This window comes from Enterobacter cloacae complex sp. P29RS, from assembly GCF_014893445.1.
In the GTDB taxonomy this organism is placed as follows: domain Bacteria; phylum Pseudomonadota; class Gammaproteobacteria; order Enterobacterales; family Enterobacteriaceae; genus Enterobacter; species Enterobacter intestinihominis.
Genome location: NZ_JADBPZ010000001.1, coordinates 228,960 through 247,391 on the forward strand (window position 1 = coordinate 228,960; position 18,432 = coordinate 247,391).

Consider the following 18,432-nt stretch of genomic DNA (forward strand, 5'->3'; position numbering starts at 1 on the left):
AAAGAGCCGTCATAGTCGACTGCAAATGAATAATTTGTGCGCTACTCAGCAGCCGCGGGAGAAAACGGGATGGACGATCTGGAGCAGAATTTGCTGTTTCGTTACATGGGTACGCATAGCCCCTGGTGGCGACTAACAGCAGACAGCAATGCTCTGCATCTTGCTGCCAGTGAAAGCGCTGACATCGTTCAGGTGGTTGCGCTGGACGATGAGCAGGCTGCTCTGATTCGCCAGCTCACCGTTATCACCGCCAGCATTGCCATGACCCTTCCCTTGTATGGTTTGGACGTTCCCGTCCATCTTGTCGGTCGTAAAATTAACAAAAATGAGTGGGCGGGAACGGCATCAGCATGGAACGACACGCCTTCCGTGGCGCGCGATCTGGCGCAGGGACTCTCCTTCGCCGAACAGGTGGTGTCCGAAGCTAACTCCGTAATTGTCATCCTCGACCAGAACGGGAATATTCAGCGCTTCAACCGTTTAAGTGAAGAATATACGGGCCTGAAGGAACAGGAAGTCATCGGGCAAAACGTGTTTAAACTGTTCATGAGCCGCAGCGAAGCCGCGGCCTCAAAACGCAACATCACCGGTTTTTTTCGTAACGGCAGCTCCTACGAAGTCGAACGCTGGATCAAGACCCGCAAGGGGCAACGCCTGTTTCTCTTCAGAAATAAATTCGTTCACAGCGGCAGCGGGAAAAATGAAATTTTCCTCATCTGTTCGGGTACCGACATCACGGAAGAGCGTCGGGCCCAGGAGCGCCTGCGCGTTCTCGCCAATACGGATACGATTACCGGTTTGCCTAACCGAAATGCCATCCATGAGCTGATCTCCGACGCCATCACCTCCCGGGGTGAAACGCAGGTGGGCGTGGTTTATCTCGATCTGGATAACTTTAAAAAAGTGAACGATGCCTATGGGCATATGTTTGGCGACCAGCTGCTACAGGCCGTTGCGCTGGCGATCCTGAGTTGCCTGGACGACGGACAAACCCTGGCGCGCCTGGGTGGGGATGAGTTTATCGTGATGGCCACCGATACCTCGCAGGGCGCGCTGGAAGCTATGGCGTCGCGCATTCTGACCCGACTGCGGCAGCCTTTCCGCATCGGGCTGATAGAGGTTTACACTGGCTGCTCGCTTGGTATCGCGCTTGCGCCCCAGCACGGTAACGATCGGGAAAGCGTCATTCGCAATGCCGACACCGCCATGTACACCGCCAAGGAAAATGGCCGGGGTAAATTCTGCGTCTTCTCGCCAGAGATGAACCAGCGCGTATTTGAATATCTGTGGCTGGATACCAACCTGCGTAAAGCGCTGGATAACGATCAGCTGTTAATTCACTACCAGCCAAAAATGACCTGGCGCGGCGAAGTCAGAAGTCTGGAGGCGCTGGTGCGCTGGCAGTCACCAGAGCGTGGCCTGATCCCGCCGATGGAATTTATCTCCTATGCAGAAGAGTCAGGGCTGATAGTGCCCCTTGGCCGCTGGGTTATGCTCGATGTGGTGCGCCAGGTGGCAAAATGGCGCGACAAAGGGATCAACCTGCGCGTCGCGGTCAACGTCTCCGCCCGTCAGCTGGCGGACCAGACCATCTTCAGTGACCTGAAGCAGGCGCTGAAAGACCTGAATTTTGAATACTGCCCGATTGACGTGGAATTGACCGAAAGCTGTCTCATCGAAAATGAAGAGCTGGCCCTGTCAGTGATCCAGCAATTTAGCCGCCTGGGGGCGCAAATTCACCTTGATGACTTTGGTACGGGGTACTCTTCCCTGTCGCAGCTGGCGCGCTTCCCTATCGACGCCATCAAGCTTGACCAGTCCTTCGTCCGGGATATCCATAAGCAGTCCATTTCACAGTCGCTCGTGCGCGCGATAGTCGCCGTGGCACAGGCGTTGAATCTGCAGGTCATTGCTGAAGGGGTGGAGAGTGCAAAAGAAGACGCCTTTCTGACGAAGAATGGCGTCAACGAACGGCAGGGTTATCTTTTTGCTAAGCCCATGCCCGCAGCCGCATTCGAGCGATGGCTAAAGCGCTATCAGGCCAGGAATGTCCGTTAGCTGGCTTTGCGTAAGCCCGTCGCCTGATGGCGATTTTGCAGCATAACCAGCCGCTCCATGTAGGCGATATCCTTCGGTTCAAGGCAGAAGGCGGCATCCACCCAATCCTCTGTAATGTCCATCAACTCGCTTCGCGGAAGTGGCAGAACACGCGTACGCGCGCGCAGCATGGCCCTTACGCCGTTCAGCTTCGGCTGTAGCGTGTCGATAAACGTCCGTACCGAAACATAGCTCTGTAACGGCTCGAATAAGAGATCCACAAGACCGTGCTGTTCATACCATTCCGCCGTATGCGACTCACCTTTATAAATCAGCGCCTCTGCCATTTTCATGCCGGCACGACGCGCCACCAGTGAATAACCGCCCATGCCCGGGAACAGATTGAACGCGATTTCCGGAAAGCCTAATCGGGCATCGCGCTGGGCCAGAATGAAATGATGCGCGAGCGCGGCTTCAAACCCGCCCCCTAACGCGCTTCCTTCCACCATCGCCAGCGTGACAGCACCGGTATCGAACCCTCGTGAGGCGGCATGAACGCAGTCCACACAGGCCCGGGCATAGGCGCGTAACGCTTCGCGTCGGTTGTTTTTGATGCACTCAACGAAGAATTGTAAATCACCGCCAGTATTGTAGATGTCAGGGACCAGCGATCCGGTGACCCAAAAATCAACGACATATCCGGACTGGCGAACCAGCCAGGAGAGATTCATGATCTCCTCGATCAGCGCATGATTGAAGCAAGGCCGTGGCGTGGCACGTAACATCATCCACACCGTGCGCCGTTCGGCCTCATAATAAGCCGCCAGTTGAGTGAATCGTTCAGCATCAGTAAACAATGTGCAGGTTGTCTGGTTGATAACTGTCATAGTCGAATTCCTCTTATAAAAAAGCGCGTTGCGCGCAGTTTTAGACTAATCCACCCCTACAACCCGCAGCATACGGGGGTTAAATTTGTCACTTTCATTTATGAACTTTGGTTATTGCATTTTTTACCTTCTCTTTTGAATCAATTTTCTGCATCATTGATAATATTAACTTTTCGCTTCAGGGTGAGCTTATGTCTAACATTGATGCAACAGCCGTGGCACAGCGTATTGATACTGTGCTGGATATTCTTGTCGCGGGCGATTATCACTCTGCTATCCGTAATCTTGAGATCCTCAAGTCTGAACTGCTGGCTGAGAACGGCACTGATAACGCATCAGAATCCACTCAACCAAAAGCCCCGTGGGAAGTGTAACCACGTCGTTTTCGCCCTTGCCTTTTAAATGGATGCTATGAATTCCCGACAACAAATCATTTTGCAGATGGTGATCGATCAGGGACGCGTAAGCGTAGTCGATCTCGCTAAAGCTACCGGCGTTTCTGAAGTCACCATTCGTCAGGATCTGAATCTTCTGGAAAAACAGAGCTACCTGCGGCGTGCGCACGGATATGCCGTTCCACTGGACAGCGACGACGTTGAAACCCGCATGATGAACAATTTTGCGCTCAAGCGGGAACTGGCGGAGTTTGCTGCATCCTTAGTGAATAACGGTGAGACCGTCTTTATTGAAAATGGCAGCAGTAACGCCCTTCTGGCGCGCACGCTTGCCGATCAAAAAGACGTTACCATCATTACCGTAAGCAGCTATATCGCCCATCTGTTGAAGGAAACTCGCTGCGAGGTCATTCTGCTGGGCGGCATTTACCAGAAGAAAAGCGAAAGCATGGTGGGGCCATTAACGCGTCAATATGTTCAGCAGGTTCACTTCAGTAAGGCATTCATTGGCATTGACGGCTGGCAGCCCGACACCGGCTTTACCGGTCGCGACATGATGCGTTCAGACGTGGTGAACGCCGTACTCGCCAAAGAGTGTGAAGCGATTGTGCTGACCGATAGCTCTAAGTTTGGCGCCGTACACCCTTATACGATGGGTCCGGCTTCGCGCTTCAGCCGTGTGATCACGGATGAGCGTTTACGCGATGAATATCGCCAGCAATTAGAACAAGACGGCCTGACTGTCGATATTGTGAAAAAAACGGCCTGATTATCCTGCTGCGCCCGAATAATGGGCGCACTTAAACCTTTCTCTGAGAGTATTCCGACCCTTCCTTTAAGAGTTTTTACCTGTTGAAACTGTTCTAAACACGTAAAATTAATATTAGCGATATAACAGGAAGTGACTATCACCTGCGTGATGATGTAACGCCTGCGCGACCAGCTTTCACGGGAACAGAATTTAAGTATGGATATTGTCTATACTTAAAGTGCATTCCTTTCCGTGAATCGATAATTCAGGAGAAAGTATTATGACCTTTACCAGCAAAAAATTAGCCGCCGCTGTTCTGGCAATCACTGTAGCAATGTCTCTGAGCGCTTGCTCTAACTGGTCTAAACGTGACCGTAACACCGCGATTGGTGCCGGTGCTGGTGCGCTTGGTGGTGCAGTATTAACGGATGGTAGTACGCTGGGTACATTAGGTGGTGCTGCCGTAGGTGGTATTATCGGTCACCAGGTGGGCAAATAATCACCATAACGGCTCTCACCGGTATAATAATATATTTTGTATTTTCAGGTCTGACTTACGCACGTAGAAAAAAGAGCCACGGCAATGTCCGTGGCTCATTTATTTTAACCGCCCGCCAGTTTGACTTTCATACCTTTGGCTTCCAGCAGCGTTTTAATTAAATCCCGCTTATCGCCCTGAATCTCAATTATGCCGTCTTTTACTGCCCCACCGCATCCGCACTTCTTTTTAAGCTCAGCGGCGAGCTTTACCAGCTCTGCATCATCCAGATCAATGCCGGTGACAAGGCAAACGCCTTTCCCTTTTCTGCCACTGGTCTGGCGCTGAATACGCACGATTCCATCGCCTTTCGGACGTTCAACTTTCTCTTTTGGCTCTTCAATGCGCCCGGTATCTGTTGAATAGACCAGACGAGTGTTGGCATCACGCATTATGCCCCCTTTTTCAGTGATGCATTAATCGCTTTCAGAGTCTCTGCCGGATAAGCGGATTTCGTCACCGGGCGACCAATTACCATATAGTCTACCCCCGCGCTCAGCGCCTGCTCTGGCGTCATGATGCGTCGCTGATCCCCTGATTCGCTGCCTGCCGGACGGATACCTGGCGTCACCAGTTTAAATTCGCGGCCTAACTCAGATTTGAAGCGAACCGCCTCCTGAGCTGAACAGACCACGCCATCAAGCCCACACTGTTGCGTGAGGCGCGCCAGACGCTCCGCATGTTCGGCAGGTGACAACGTCACACCCAGGTCACGAAGGTCAGATTCATCCATACTGGTCAGCACGGTGACGGCGATAAGAAGCGGAGCGTCATTGCCAAACGGCACCAGCGCTTCGCGCGCAGCCGTCATCATACGTGCCCCACCGGAGGCATGAACGTTAACCATCCACACACCCAGTTCAGCCGCCGCAGCAACGGCGTGGGCAGTGGTATTCGGAATATCGTGGAATTTCAGGTCGAGGAAAACGTCGAAACCACGCTGGTGCAGATCGCGGACGATTTGCGGACCGAACAGCGTAAACATCTCTTTGCCTACTTTAAGACGGCAATCCCGGGGATCAATACCATCAACAAAGGCCAGTGCGGCGTCACGGTTATTGTAATCCAGAGCAACAACTACAGGAGAATCGGTAACTACGCGGGAAGTGGAGGAAGTAACAGACGTCATGACCAGCCCTTTTCGTCTATGGGCGCGCAGCGGCGCGGAACAGATAAACGGCGTGCATTCTACCTGCCCTCGGGGTAAATGAACAGAATCGAATGCTTTTCCTGCTGAACCACAGACCGCACGGTGCTGAAAGAAATAATGCATTCTTTAGTATGTTGTAACTAAAATAGGGTGTTTTAAAAAATCACTGCCCGTCCAGACCACGAATTGGCTTGATGGTAGACCAGGCCCGGCAGGAAGGGCAATGCCAGTAGAGCGAATAGGCGGTGAAGCCGCATTTCTGGCAGCGATAGCGCGGCTTGCTCCGCACCTGTTCACCGACCATGTCTCGCAGCACCATCAGGCTCTCTTTAGCGCGCCCTTCTTCTGCATCGTTAAGATGATAATCCATCAGCTTGTGGAAGACGCGCATCGTCGGATGGCGCTGCAACTGACGGGTAATGTATACCTGGGCGGTATCACTCCCTTCGTGCTCTTCGACGACATCCGACAGCATCAGCTCGGCTGTGGCACCGGTGTTTTCTTCAACACAGCGGCGCAGGAATGCAACCCACTCATCCTGCTTACCTAACTGCTGATAGCAGGTTTGCAGCATTTCCAGCGTTTCGCTGACCAGCTCTTTGTCCTGATCGATAACGCGAAGCAGGCTTTCCACGGCTTTGGCGTAATCACCATTAGCCATAAAGACCCGCCCCATCATTATCGAGATGCGGGCGCTGTTGCGATCGGCCGCGGCGCCTTTTTTTAGCAATGCCATGGCCTTATCCATGTCATCGCTACCCATTTGCTGAAGGGCCAGCTCGCAGTAAAAATGGGCAATTTCGACGCGCTGTTTATCTTTGCCGAGTTTGACCAGCCGTTCGGCGGTATCAATCGCTTTTTGCCAGTCGCTGGTTGCCTGGTAGATTTGCAGAAGTTGCTGAAGCGCACCGATACGGAAATCGGTCTCATCCACCAGCTGAGAGAACATATCTTCTGCGCGATCGTACAGGCCCGCCGCCATGTAATCTCTGCCCAACTGCTGCACGGCCAGCAACCGTTGCTCATAGGTCAACGATGCGCTTTCCATCAGGGTCTGGTGGATACGGATGGCACGGTCAACCTCTCCGCGCGAGCGGAACAGGTTTCCCAGGGTGAGATGCGCCTCTACGGTGCCGGTATCCTCTTTGAGCATGTCGAGGAACAGATCGACCGCTTTATCCTGCTGATTGCTCAGCAGGAAGTTCACCCCCGCAACGTAGTCACGGGAGAGTCGGTTTGCTTCATCCTGTTTTGTTTGTTGCGCGCTTCTGCGGCCCATATACCAGCCATAGGCTGCGGCGACAGGCAAAAGCAGAAACAACAACTCCAGCATATTCGATTATTCCTTGACTACCGGCACACCAGAGCTCGCCGGAATGTCAGTCGCAGGCGTAAGTTGATGTTCAAGTCGTTTAATTTTACGTTCAGCGCGAACAAGGGAAACACGAACCTTAAGCCAGAACAGGCCACATACAAGCCAGCCGATGACAAAACCCGCTGCGAATAACACAGCCAGCAGGCTCGACACCCGGTACTCGCCCTGCGCCAGCAGATAGTTGAAACTTACCTGTTGATCGTTTTGCGCGCCCAATGTGACTGAAATGACAAAAATCGCCAACACCAGTAAGAAAATGAGTAAATATTTCACATGACTTCCCGTTATGTGGTTCGAGCGTATAAAGCGTGTTCAACTCACTGCAATCAGCCTTATAAGCTACCATTTTAGTGGCGGGCGCGAAACGGAAAAAGTAATGCGCCCTTCATGGATTTATGGTCAAAATGCGGAATATCAAGCTTCAGGTTCCGCCTGACTCCCTTTCGGCTATTTCTTCCTTCTCTTCCTGCGGTGGCGTCAGAGGCCCACAGAAACGTTGTGCAAGCCAGGTCGCCAACGTCACCAGTACCCACGAAATCAGCGTAGCCACCACCAAATCACGCGGCCAGTGCATCCCCAGCAGCATCCGGCTGCCCATTACGCCTGTCGCCCAGACCAGCAAAATCGCAATCGTGAGGGTACGTCGACGTGGCCAAAGCAGCCCCACGCCGAGTAGCGCCCAGCTGGCAGCAAACATCGTATGTCCGGAAGGAAACGCAAAGCCGGTCTCTTTTTGCCAGTGTTTGCGTAAAAATGTCGGGATATCCTGCTGTTCCGCAAGCTGTTCTTTCACCAACGCCCCGCGATCCTTACGCTTTAAAGTGTAGAACTCATCTACCGGAATATGGTGCGTTTTTTCCAGCCAGATAACAAAGGGACGGGGTTCCTGCACGCGATCTTTCACCCACGACTTCACCCCCTGCCCGACAAGAATGGCACCTCCGAGAATGGCAAATAATACCAGCGCCGCGCGAAGACGAAAGCGCAGGCACCACAGGAACCAGGCACAGAGCAGCACGTGCGTAATAATCCCCCAGGGCTGGGTGACCGTCTCAGTTATCCAGTATAAGGCTTTCAGCCACGTCTCGTTTTGTCCGGGCTTCCACATCCAGCCGGAGAACCAAACGATCAGGGGTATAACAAGCAATACGGCGGCGCCTGCGGCCGTGCGTCTGGCAATTGAAAGCATGTCCTCTCCTTTTTCACTAAGCACCACAATCATAACTGAATTTCCACCTTCTGGTGGATATGTCGGATCGTGCGTTTAACGTCCGTATAGCGTGGTGGTGATTAGGTGAAGTAGCCGGGCTTGTGGCAAAATAGTCCAATACAGAAAGCAAAATGGGGCAAAGGCACGAAACGTGTCAGCCTGGTATGGAGAATCACATGCAGCTTAAACGTGTGGCAGAAGCCAAACTGCCAACCCCATGGGGCGATTTCCTGATGGTGGGTTTTGAAGAACTGGCAACCGGACAAGATCACGTCGCCCTGGTATACGGTGACATTTCGGGGCAGACGCCGGTACTGTCCCGCGTTCATTCTGAGTGTCTGACCGGTGACGCGCTCTTCAGCCTGCGCTGTGACTGCGGTTTCCAGCTCGAAGCCGCTCTTTCTCATATCGCAGAGGAAGGACGTGGCGTGCTGCTGTATCACCGCCAGGAAGGACGCAATATCGGTCTGCTGAATAAAATCCGCGCCTACGCGTTGCAGGATCAGGGCTATGATACCGTCGAAGCAAACCATCAGCTCGGCTTTGCTGCTGACGAGCGCGATTTCACCCTCTGCGCAGATATGTTCAAGCTGCTGGGCGTGGACGAAGTGCGTCTGTTGACCAATAACCCGAAAAAAGTGGAGATCCTCACTGAAGCGGGCATCAATATCGTTGAACGCGTGCCGCTGATTGTTGGCCGCAATCCGAAAAACGCGCACTACCTCGATACCAAAGCTGCAAAGATGGGGCACCTGCTGAGCGAGTAAACGCAAAACGCCCGGCACTTCTGCCGGGCGAGTTTTATCAGTCCAGCATCTTTCGAATCACATAATGTAAAATGCCGTCATTCTGGTAATAGGTTAGCTCTGTTGCCGTATCAATACGACACCGACAATCCAGCACTTCTGTTGTACCATCTGCCCGCGTTAACTTCACCGGAACGGTTTTACCCGGTTGCAGATTTTGCAGACCGCTGATATCAATCTGCTCTTCCCCGGTCAGACCCAGCGTTTTACGCGTTATGCCCTGCGGGAACTCCAGCGGCAGGATCCCCATCCCGATCAGGTTTGAGCGGTGGATACGTTCAAAGGATTCGGCAATCACCACGCGAACCCCGAGCAGACGTGGACCTTTAGCCGCCCAGTCGCGACTGGAACCAGAGCCGTACTCTTTACCGGCAATAACGGCCAGCGGCGTACCCTCCTGCTGATACTTCATGGCTGCGTCATAAATTGAAATGACCTCTGTATCTGGCAGGTGGCGCGTCATGCCCCCTTCCACGCCCGGGACCATTTCATTACGAATGCGGATGTTGGCAAATGTCCCGCGCATCATCACTTCGTGGTTACCGCGGCGCGAACCGTAGGAGTTAAAATCGCGACGTTCCACGCCACGGCTTTGCAGATACCGACCTGCCGGACTGTCCGCTTTGATGCTCCCCGCTGGTGAGATATGGTCAGTGGTGACGGAATCGCCCAGCATCGCCAGAATGCGCGCGCCGTGAATATCTTTCAGCGGTGCAGGCTCCGCCAGCATCTCATCGAAGAAGGGCGACAGACGAATATAGGTGGAATCATCCTGCCAGTCATAGGTATCGGAACCCACCACGTCAATCGCTTTCCATTCCGCTGTACCTTCGAACACTTCCGCATACTCTTTGCGGAACATCTCGGTGGAAACTTTCTCTACCGCGCGCGCAATTTCACGCGATGATGGCCAGATGTCTTTCAGATAGACAGGTTCATTTTTGCGATCGTGACCAATCGGATCGGTCGCCAGGTTAATGTTCATGTTTCCGGCCAGAGCATAGGCTACAACCAGCGGCGGCGAGGCCAGCCAGTTGGTTTTCACCAGCGGATGAATACGCCCCTCAAAGTTTCGGTTACCGGAAAGTACCGCGCCAACGGTCAAATCACCCTGCTTGATCGCCACTTCAATAGGCTCAGGCAGTGGACCAGAGTTACCGATGCAGGTCGTACAGCCGTAGCCCACCAGGTTAAAGCCCAACTCGTCGAGGTACGGCGTGAGTCTGGCCTGCGCCAGGTAATCGGAAACCACTTTCGAACCAGGCGCCAGGGACGCCTTAACCCACGGCTGTGGCTTGAGTCCCAGTTCTACCGCTTTTTTTGCCAGCAGCCCGGCTGCCATCAGCACACTCGGGTTGGACGTGTTGGTACAGGAGGTGATAGCGGCGATCACCACGGCGCCGTCAGGGAGCTGATACTGATGCCCGTTCAGAACATAGTCCACCGGACGGTGATCTTTTTGCGCGGCGTTAACCTCCAGCTCATTGCTGGCGGCAAAGGCTTTCGGAACGTTGCTCAGGGCGACGCGGTCCTGCGGTCGTTTCGGCCCTGCGAGGCTTGCCTCAACGGTGCCCATATCCAGTTCCAGCGTGCTGGTAAATACCGGCTCGTCACCCGGGTTACGCCACATGCCCTGCGCTTTGGTGTAGGCCTCTACGAGCGCCACCTGCTCCTCGCTGCGACCACTGAGGCGCATATACTCAAGCGTAACGCTATCAATCGGGAAAAAGCCGCAGGTCGCACCATATTCCGGCGCCATGTTGGCGATGGTGGCCCGGTCCGCCAGCGGCAGTGAATCCAGACCATCACCATAAAATTCAACGAATTTACCCACCACGCCATGCTTACGCAGCATCTGGGTGACCGTCAGAACCAGATCCGTGGCGGTAATGCCTTCGGACAACTTACCGGTCAGCTTAAAGCCCACCACATCGGGAATGAGCATTGATACCGGCTGGCCGAGCATGGCCGCTTCCGCTTCAATACCACCGACGCCCCAGCCCAGAACGCCAAGGCCGTTAATCATGGTGGTGTGTGAATCGGTGCCCACCAGCGTATCAGGGTAAGCCACCCACTCTTTATCCTGCAATTCACTCCAGACGGCTTTGCCAAGATATTCCAGGTTGACCTGGTGACAAATGCCGGTGCCCGGTGGAACAACGCTGAAGCGGCTGAACGCCTGCTGACCCCATTTCAGAAATACGTAGCGTTCATGGTTACGTTCCATCTCCAGACGGACGTTTTCACCGAAAGCATCGTCGTCACCAAAGTGATCGACGGTGACGGAGTGGTCGATGACGAGGTCTACCGGTGAGAGCGGGTTCACCTTAGCCGTATCGCCCCCGAGACGCTTAACAGCTTCACGCATGGCGGCCAAGTCCACAACCGCCGGCACGCCGGTGAAATCCTGCATCAATACCCTGGCCGGGCGGTAGGCAATTTCTTTGTCTGCGTGAGCATTTTTCAGCCACCCTGCCAGAGCCTGGATATCCTCCTCGGTAACCGAGTCGCCATCTTGCCAGCGCAAGAGGTTTTCCAGTAGTACTTTCAACGACTTGGGTAACCGCGAAATGTCCCCAAGCGTCCTGGCAGCCAGCGGTAAGCTGTAGTAGCGCCAGGTTTTATTTTCCGCCTGTAATGTGTCCTTACTGGCTTCGCGTAGGGTTAACGACATAAGCTCCTCCTTAAAAACAGGGATGTCCTGACAATCATCAGGGCTGTAATTAAAGATAACACAAAGATGTCGTAACGTTTTGATAACAACCCGAATTGATAAATTTAGGAATGGTCCAACGCGAGGGATTAAACAAAAAACCCCGCCGTGGCGAGGTTTTACGATTTAGTGTAAGGCCAGCCAGAGGAGCTGACACCAGAAGAGGATCGACGCTGAGAATACGCCGAGCCATGACCAGTATTTTACGGTTGTCATGTTATTCATCATAGGGACACCAGACTTTAATTATTTAAGGATGCGAGGTCTGCCCTCGTTCTATATTGCTGATGTGTATTTATTAAGGAGTACAAAAGTGCACAGTCTTTATTCAGACTATTTGCATCATTACGCAAAAATCAAAATTATTGTTTTTTGGGTTCGTCTTCTGCGAACACATCAATAAAGGCCTGCTGCTGTGGCGTCAGTTGCCAGGAGGCTGGCACGCTGGTTGCTGGCGCCTTACGCGCTTTGTGAGCATTGTCACGAAGCTGACACATCTCTTTTCTCGCGTCAGTACGCACCGTCATGACCATATTCAACCCCAATATTTCCAGACGAGAAGAGCAACAACCACCCAGAACAGGGCAGAGCCGAGAAAGACCGCCAGCCAGGCTTTACGCTTAAGCGCGGGATCCCTTTGCGGTTCTTCACTTCCTGACGGCATTGCTAACCTCATACAATCGATATCGCTTATCATTTAGAGACCAAACAATTGGCACAAGTAATCATCTGATGAGATAAATCCTAAAGAAACTTTAGCCGAAAAGCCAGTGAATTTACGAATCTGAGCCTGGGAAAATTCAATCTTTTGACCAGAAATAAATAATTGAAAAGAATAATTTGCACACCTGTAAATTAGTTTCTACTTTTGTCGCAAATTTGCGACAGTAAAACCCTATTCATCAAATGGGTTATGACGATATATGACAGTAGGCGCAGATGAGGTTAATTCTAATTTAGATTTAAAGGGGGAAACCGGTATCTTTCCAGAAGAGAAAGATACCGGGTGTAATTATTTGGCAGGAAGTTTGATGTCTTTAAACATCTCTTCGATGTCTTCATTGGAGCGTAACGCCACGGCCGTGTCGACCACGTCACGCGTTAAATGCGGTGCGAAGCGCTGAATAAAATCATACATATAGCTGCGAAGGAACGTGCTGCGACGAAAACCTATCTTGGTGGTGCTGTGGCTGAAGATATCATGCGCGTCCAGACGCACCAGATCCGGGTCTGATACAGGATCCACCGCCATGCTGGCAATAACGCCTACGCCCAGACCCAGACGCACGTACGTTTTAATGACGTCCGCATCCGTTGCAGTGAAGACGATCCGTGGCGTTAAGCCGGCGCGGTTAAAGGCGGTGTCTAGCTCAGAACGGCCCGTAAATCCGAACGTATAGGTAACCAGCGGGTATTGCGCCAGCTCTTCGATTGTCACTTCGCCCTTCCCCGCCAGCGGATGATCGGGGGTCACGACAATAGAGCGGTTCCAGTGGTAGCACGGGAGCATGACCAGATCATCGTACAGATGAAGAGCTTCCGTCGCGATGGCAAAATCGGCATTGCCTTTAGACACGGCCTCTGCGATTTGCGTCGGTGAGCCCTGATGCATATGCAGGGAAACGCGGGGATAGCGTTCGATGAAACCTTTGATCACCCCGGGAAGCGCATAACGCGCCTGTGTGTGCGTGGTGGCAATATAAAGGGAGCCTTTATCCGGCCAGGTATGTTCCCCGGCGACGGATTTAATGGCGTCGACTTTGGAAAGCACTTCTCGTGCGATGCGAATGATTTCCTGCCCTGCCGGCGTGACCTGAGTCAGGTGCTTACCGCTGCGGGCAAATATCTGAATACCTAATTCATCCTCCAGCATACGCACCTGCTTACTGATGCCAGGCTGCGAGGTATAAAGACCTTCTGCGGTGGAAGAGACATTGAGGTTATGATTGACGACCTCAACGATATAGCGAAGCTGCTGTAATTTCATGCCAGACCATCCGATTTAGCGCATGCGTCAATCGCTTAATACGATTTGATAATAAGAAACGGGTTAACTATAACCACTATATCATTTATAGCCAGGCTGTATAGTACGGAACAAAAAATAATAACAACGTAATAAAAAAGGGCCGGAAGTCCGGCCCTTTCAAAGGTAAGTTACGGTAAGTGAAGATTATTTTTTACCTTCAACCCATTTCCCGTCGACAAAGAAGGCTGACCAACCGGTCGCTTTACCCTCTTTCTCTGCCGCCACGTACTGCTGCTTCGTTTTACGGCTAAAGCGCACCACGGTTTTGTTGCCTTCCGGATCCTGCTGTGGCGCATCGGCCAGGTAACGCAGTTTCTCCGGCAGACGGTCGCGGAAGCGGTACAGCTCTTCTACCAGCGGCGCACGGGTTTCGCGCGATTTCGGGAAGGTGTTGGCCGCCAGGAATACCCCGGCAGCGCCGTCACGCAGCACGAAATACGCATCTGACTTCTCGCACGGCAGCTCAGGAAGCGGAACCGGATCTTCCTTCGGCGGCGCAACTTCACCGTTACGCAGGATCTTACGCGTGTTTTTACAGTCGTCGTTGGTACATGCCATGTACTTACCGAAGCGTCCCATTTTCAGGTGCATTTCGGAACCACATTTCTCACACTCAACGATCGGACCGTCATAGCCCTTAATGCGGAACTCACCTTCTTCGATCTCATAACCGTCGCAGGTTGGGTTATTACCGCAAACGTGCAGTTTACGTTTTGGATCGATCAGGTAGCTGTCCATCGCCGTGCCGCATTTCTTACAGCGGCGCTTGGCGCGCAGTGCGTTGGTCTCCGCATCGTCACCTTCCAGCACGTTGAGAACTTCGTTCTCCGGCACGAGGTTGATAGTGGTTTTGCAACGCTCTTTCGGCGAAAGCGCATAACCAGAACAGCCGAGGAACACGCCCGTGGTTGCGGTACGGATCCCCATTTTACGGCCACAGGTTGGGCAGTCGATGCTGGTCAGTACCATCTGGTTAGGCAGCATGCCGCCTTCTTCAGGATCTTTCTCAGCTTTCTCAAGCTGGTTGGTAAAATCGCTGAAGAAGCTGTCGAGAACTTTCTTCCACTCGGCCTTATGGCTGGCAACCTCATCGAGACTGTCCTCCATCTGCGCGGTGAAGTCATAGTTCATCAACTCACGGAAGTTAGCTTCCAGACGGTCGGTAACAATCTCACCCATTTTTTCAGCATAGAAACGACGGTTCTCAACGCGAACGTATCCACGATCCTGAATGGTCGAAATGATCGACGCATAGGTAGACGGGCGACCGATGCCGCGTTTTTCCAGCTCTTTTACCAGCGACGCTTCGCTGAAACGCGCAGGCGGCTTGGTGAAGTGCTGGGCCGGTACCAGATCAACCAGCGACAGCTCGTCGCCTTTGTTGACGGAAGGCAGAGTTCTGTCTTCATCACCTTTACGCAGCGCAGGCATCACTTTTGTCCAGCCGTCGAAACGCAGAATGCGGCCGCGCGCTTTCAGGCGGAAATCACCCGCGCCAACGGTCAGCGTAGTGGAGTCGTATTTCGCTGGCGTCATCTGGCAGGCCACGAACTGGCGCCAGATCAGCTGATACAGCTTCTGGGCGTCCGCTTCCATATCTTTAAGAGATTCCGCCAGAACGGAAACGTCAGAAGGACGGATCGCTTCGTGCGCTTCCTGAGAATTCTCTTTGCTGGCGTACTGATTAGGGCTGTCCGGCAGGTATTTCTTACCGAAGTTGTCCTCGATATAGCCACGCACCATGCTGACAGCGTCCTGGCTCAGGTTGGTGGAGTCAGTACGCATGTAGGTGATGTAACCCGCTTCATACAAACGCTGGGCCATCATCATGGTTTTCTTCACGCCGTAACCCAGACGCGTACTTGCCGCCTGCTGAAGCGTTGACGTGATAAACGGTGCGCCAGGCTTGCTGCTGGTCGGTTTGTCTTCACGATCCAGCACCTGATAACGCGCTTTTTCCAGCAGCGCTACGGCGGCCATGGTCTGATCGCGATTTTCAGGACGGAACGGTTTGTCGTTGTGGTGGCTCACCTGCAACGGCAGCGCATCGCCGCCCGGCGTGGTGACATTCGCATCCACTTCCCAGAACTCTTCCGGGACAAACGCTTTGATCTCGCGTTCACGTTCGACAACAAGACGAACAGCCACAGACTGCACACGCCCCGCAGACAGGCCGCGAGCGACTTTTTTCCATAGCAACGGCGAAACCATGTAGCCTACAACGCGGTCCATAAAGCGACGCGCCTGCTGAGCGTTAACACGGTCGATATTCAGTTCACCCGGCTTTTCAAACGCCTGACGAATCGCATTCTTTGTAATTTCGTTAAACACTACACGGCTGTAGCGTTTGTCATCACCCCCAATCACTTCCCGCAGGTGCCATGCGATGGCCTCCCCTTCGCGGTCAAGGTCGGTTGCGAGATAAATGTGGTCTGCTTTTTCAGCAAGCTGTTTCAGCTCGTTAACGACTTTTTCTTTGCCTGGCAGCACTTCGTACTGTGCATCCCAGTTGTGCCATGGGTTAACACCCATGCGGTTGACAAGCGCGCTACGTTCATCCTTTTTAGGCTTTTTAGCCCCTTTGGTGGAGGTAGAGTCTGCGCTCTTTTTGCTGGCTGAGCCACTTGTCGGCAAATCGCGAATGTGACCAACGCTGGACTTAACCACGTAGTCATTGCCCAGATATTTATTGATCGTTTTGGCTTTTGCCGGGGACTCAACGATGACGAGAGCTTTACCCATATTCACCTTTACCTAATTTAATTCTTCCAGGAATACGCCGCACGTTGATTTCCCTTCCGCTGACGACGAGCCATTGATATTGCGACGTCGTCAGGGGATATCAACCCCTTTGTCTTACCGAACGTCAGTATGGCGACATCCAGGTCATTGAGTTTTCGGGTATTTTTCTCACATCAAAGTTCATTCGTGACGAATTCCCGGTCGAATGTCAAGCAATTCTGTTGCCAGAATGACGAAAGCGCACACTGTACCTGATAAAATTCGTTACGCAACTTTATTAGCATGCAAAAGCAAATCCCGCCAGCCAGCCCCTGTTCCTTATACCCGCGAATAGCAGGGAAAATTTGCCCCCGAAGCGACCCAGGCGTAGACTATTGTCACTGTTTAAGGAGTGGAATATGCAGAATACGACCCAACCCATTGACCGAGCTTCACTGCTTATCGAAGCAAACAAACTCATTCGCGACCATGAAGACACCCTGGCGGGTATTGAAGCGACTGGCGTGGAACAACGTAATGGCGTGCTGGTGTTCAGCGGTGAATACTTCCTTGATGAACAAGGGTTACCAACCCCGAAAAGCACCGCCGTGTTTAACATGTTTAAATACCTGGCGCATACCCTCTCAGAGAAGTACCACCTGGTCGATTAAAACGAAAACGCGAGGCATCTGCCTCGCGTTTTTCTTTACAGCAGCGGCTTTTGTCCGCGCTGCAACCAGCGTATCAGCAGGCGATCCGCGCTTTCTGCCGCACTATTGGTTAAACGGTCGAGCAGGCGCTTACGTCGGGTGAAGCGCACCCCCACCAGCTCACGACCTTCCATCAGGTTGAGCAGGAGGTCGTCGCTGGTACCCACTTCATCCACCAGCCCTTTCTCCTGCGCCTGCGTGCCGTACCAGTGTTCGCCCGTAGCCACCTGCTCAATGTCCAGCGTTGGGCGCATGCGGTGCACGAAATCCTTGAACAGATGGTGAGTTTCGTTCAGATCTTCCCGGAACTTCTGCCGTCCCTCTTCGGTATTTTCGCCGAGCAGCGTCAGCGTACGTTTGTACTGACCCGCCGTATGCAATTCGATGTCGATCTCTTTATTTTTCAGGAAACGATTGAAGTTAGGGATCTGCGCAACCACCCCAATCGAGCCGATAATGGAGAACGGTGCTGCGACGATTTTATCCGCCACGCACGCCATCATATAGCCGCCACTCGCCGCGACCTTATCTACCGCCACGGTGAGCGGGATCTGTTTATCCCGCAGACGTTGTAACTGCGAAGCCGCCAGTCCATACCCATGCACTACGCCGCCCGGGCTTTCAAGGCGTACCACCACCTGATCCTGGGCTGTCGCCACGGCCAGCACCGCGGTCACTTCCTCACGCAGAGAGGAGACTTCATGCGCATCCATGCTACCTTTAAAATCGAGCACATAGACGCGCGGTTTTGCGTCAGCCTGTGGCGTGGCGAGCTTAGCTTTCGCCTTCGCGGCTTTGGCGTCCTGCTTATGTTTTTTCTTCTGGGCTTTTAGCCACAGCTTCTGTTGATGATCGTCAAGCAGCGCCAGAGACATCTCTTCCCGCATCTCTTTATACTGCTCGCTCAGGCGGGTAATGCGTAACTCACCACGCTGACGCTTACGCTGCGTCAGGTTGACAATCAGGACGGCAATCACCGCGACAGCAATAACCACCGTAGCGATTTTGGCCAAAAACAACCCATACTGAGAAAGTAATTCCACGCGTTCCACCTTGATTTAACCACGAATCTTACACGCCAGTGTACAACAGCCCTGCGCAGGCGTCTCG

At 53.0% G+C, this 18,432-nt stretch carries 19 protein-coding genes; 6 read left to right on the plus strand and 13 right to left on the minus strand.

The features are described 5' to 3' along the window. Positions 1-69 precede the first annotated feature (69 nt). Complete coding sequence (gene pdeR, locus IM282_RS01050) at positions 70-2,058, plus strand: cyclic di-GMP phosphodiesterase (RefSeq protein ID WP_032624132.1); 1,989 nt, start codon at positions 70-72, stop codon at positions 2,056-2,058. On the opposite strand, the gene IM282_RS01055 is transcribed toward pdeR, so the two are convergent. Continuing rightward, on the minus strand, positions 2,055-2,924 hold the full coding sequence (locus IM282_RS01055; RefSeq protein WP_022648314.1) for a crotonase/enoyl-CoA hydratase family protein: 870 nt from the start codon (positions 2,922-2,924) through the stop codon (positions 2,055-2,057). The two genes, pdeR and IM282_RS01055, sit on opposite strands and share 4 nt — an antisense overlap. Before the next feature lie 191 nt (positions 2,925-3,115). On the opposite strand from IM282_RS01055, the gene IM282_RS01060 reads away from it, so the two are divergent. The 3 genes from IM282_RS01060 (at position 3,116) to osmB (ending at position 4,569) form a co-directional block, all read left to right on the plus strand. Then, positions 3,116-3,298, plus strand: a complete 183-nt coding sequence (locus IM282_RS01060; protein ID WP_022648315.1) for a hypothetical protein — start codon at positions 3,116-3,118, stop codon at positions 3,296-3,298. 37 nt (positions 3,299-3,335) lie between these two features. Next, positions 3,336-4,088: a DNA-binding transcriptional regulator YciT gene (locus tag IM282_RS01065; protein WP_022648316.1), complete on the plus strand. Its 753-nt coding sequence runs from the start codon at positions 3,336-3,338 to the stop codon at positions 4,086-4,088. Positions 4,089-4,350: 262 nt separating this feature from the next. Then, complete coding sequence (gene osmB / locus IM282_RS01070) at positions 4,351-4,569, plus strand: osmotically-inducible lipoprotein OsmB (protein WP_003856823.1); 219 nt, start codon at positions 4,351-4,353, stop codon at positions 4,567-4,569. A 104-nt stretch (positions 4,570-4,673) separates the two neighbouring features. On the opposite strand, the gene yciH is transcribed toward osmB, so the two are convergent. From yciH to pgpB, 5 genes are all read right to left on the minus strand, one after another. Beyond that, positions 4,674-5,000: a stress response translation initiation inhibitor YciH gene (yciH, locus tag IM282_RS01075; protein ID WP_023306388.1), complete on the minus strand. Its 327-nt coding sequence runs from the start codon at positions 4,998-5,000 to the stop codon at positions 4,674-4,676. After that, positions 5,000-5,737, minus strand: a complete 738-nt coding sequence (gene pyrF / locus IM282_RS01080; protein WP_023306389.1) for an orotidine-5'-phosphate decarboxylase — start codon at positions 5,735-5,737, stop codon at positions 5,000-5,002. Before pyrF ends, yciH begins: the two co-directional genes overlap by 1 nt. Positions 5,738-5,921: 184 nt before the next feature. Continuing rightward, positions 5,922-7,091: a lipopolysaccharide assembly protein LapB gene (gene lapB / locus IM282_RS01085; RefSeq protein ID WP_003856819.1), complete on the minus strand. Its 1,170-nt coding sequence runs from the start codon at positions 7,089-7,091 to the stop codon at positions 5,922-5,924. Positions 7,092-7,097: 6 nt separating this feature from the next. Beyond that, positions 7,098-7,406: a LapA family protein gene (locus IM282_RS01090; RefSeq protein WP_006810839.1), complete on the minus strand. Its 309-nt coding sequence runs from the start codon at positions 7,404-7,406 to the stop codon at positions 7,098-7,100. A 148-nt stretch (positions 7,407-7,554) separates the two neighbouring features. Then, positions 7,555-8,322, minus strand: coding sequence for a phosphatidylglycerophosphatase B (gene pgpB / locus IM282_RS01095; RefSeq protein ID WP_032622464.1), 768 nt, complete (start codon positions 8,320-8,322; stop codon positions 7,555-7,557). Positions 8,323-8,519: 197 nt separating this feature from the next. Between pgpB and ribA the strand changes: the two genes are divergently transcribed. After that, positions 8,520-9,110 (plus strand): GTP cyclohydrolase II, encoded by a 591-nt coding sequence (gene ribA, locus IM282_RS01100; protein WP_013096372.1) that lies wholly within the window; start codon positions 8,520-8,522, stop codon positions 9,108-9,110. Positions 9,111-9,147: 37 nt separating this feature from the next. On the opposite strand, the gene acnA is transcribed toward ribA, so the two are convergent. The 6 genes from acnA to topA form a co-directional block, all read right to left on the minus strand. Then, on the minus strand, positions 9,148-11,823 hold the full coding sequence (gene acnA, locus IM282_RS01105; protein ID WP_023306390.1) for an aconitate hydratase AcnA: 2,676 nt from the start codon (positions 11,821-11,823) through the stop codon (positions 9,148-9,150). Between the two features lie 165 nt (positions 11,824-11,988). Then, the gene (ymiC, locus tag IM282_RS21815) at positions 11,989-12,087 is read right to left on the minus strand and encodes a small membrane protein YmiC (RefSeq protein WP_032103392.1); all 99 of its coding nucleotides are present in this window, start codon (positions 12,085-12,087) and stop codon (positions 11,989-11,991) included. Between the two features lie 137 nt (positions 12,088-12,224). Next, positions 12,225-12,389, minus strand: a complete 165-nt coding sequence (locus IM282_RS01110) for a hypothetical protein (RefSeq protein ID WP_162181317.1) — start codon at positions 12,387-12,389, stop codon at positions 12,225-12,227. An 8-nt stretch (positions 12,390-12,397) separates the two neighbouring features. Next, the gene (locus tag IM282_RS01115) at positions 12,398-12,538 is read right to left on the minus strand and encodes a YmiA family putative membrane protein (RefSeq protein WP_096168876.1); all 141 of its coding nucleotides are present in this window, start codon (positions 12,536-12,538) and stop codon (positions 12,398-12,400) included. A 336-nt stretch (positions 12,539-12,874) separates the two neighbouring features. After that, positions 12,875-13,849, minus strand: a complete 975-nt coding sequence (cysB, locus tag IM282_RS01120; RefSeq protein ID WP_006810844.1) for an HTH-type transcriptional regulator CysB — start codon at positions 13,847-13,849, stop codon at positions 12,875-12,877. A 186-nt stretch (positions 13,850-14,035) separates the two neighbouring features. After that, complete coding sequence (gene topA, locus IM282_RS01125; protein ID WP_022648322.1) at positions 14,036-16,633, minus strand: type I DNA topoisomerase; 2,598 nt, start codon at positions 16,631-16,633, stop codon at positions 14,036-14,038. A gap of 398 nt (positions 16,634-17,031) precedes the next feature. On the opposite strand from topA, the gene IM282_RS01130 reads away from it, so the two are divergent. Beyond that, positions 17,032-17,283 (plus strand): YciN family protein, encoded by a 252-nt coding sequence (locus IM282_RS01130; RefSeq protein ID WP_003856804.1) that lies wholly within the window; start codon positions 17,032-17,034, stop codon positions 17,281-17,283. Positions 17,284-17,318: 35 nt separating this feature from the next. On the opposite strand, the gene sohB is transcribed toward IM282_RS01130, so the two are convergent. After that, a complete protein-coding gene (gene sohB, locus IM282_RS01135) occupies positions 17,319-18,365 on the minus strand; it encodes a protease SohB (RefSeq protein WP_045621558.1) in 1,047 nt (348 codons plus the stop codon). Positions 18,366-18,432: the final 67 nt, after the last annotated feature.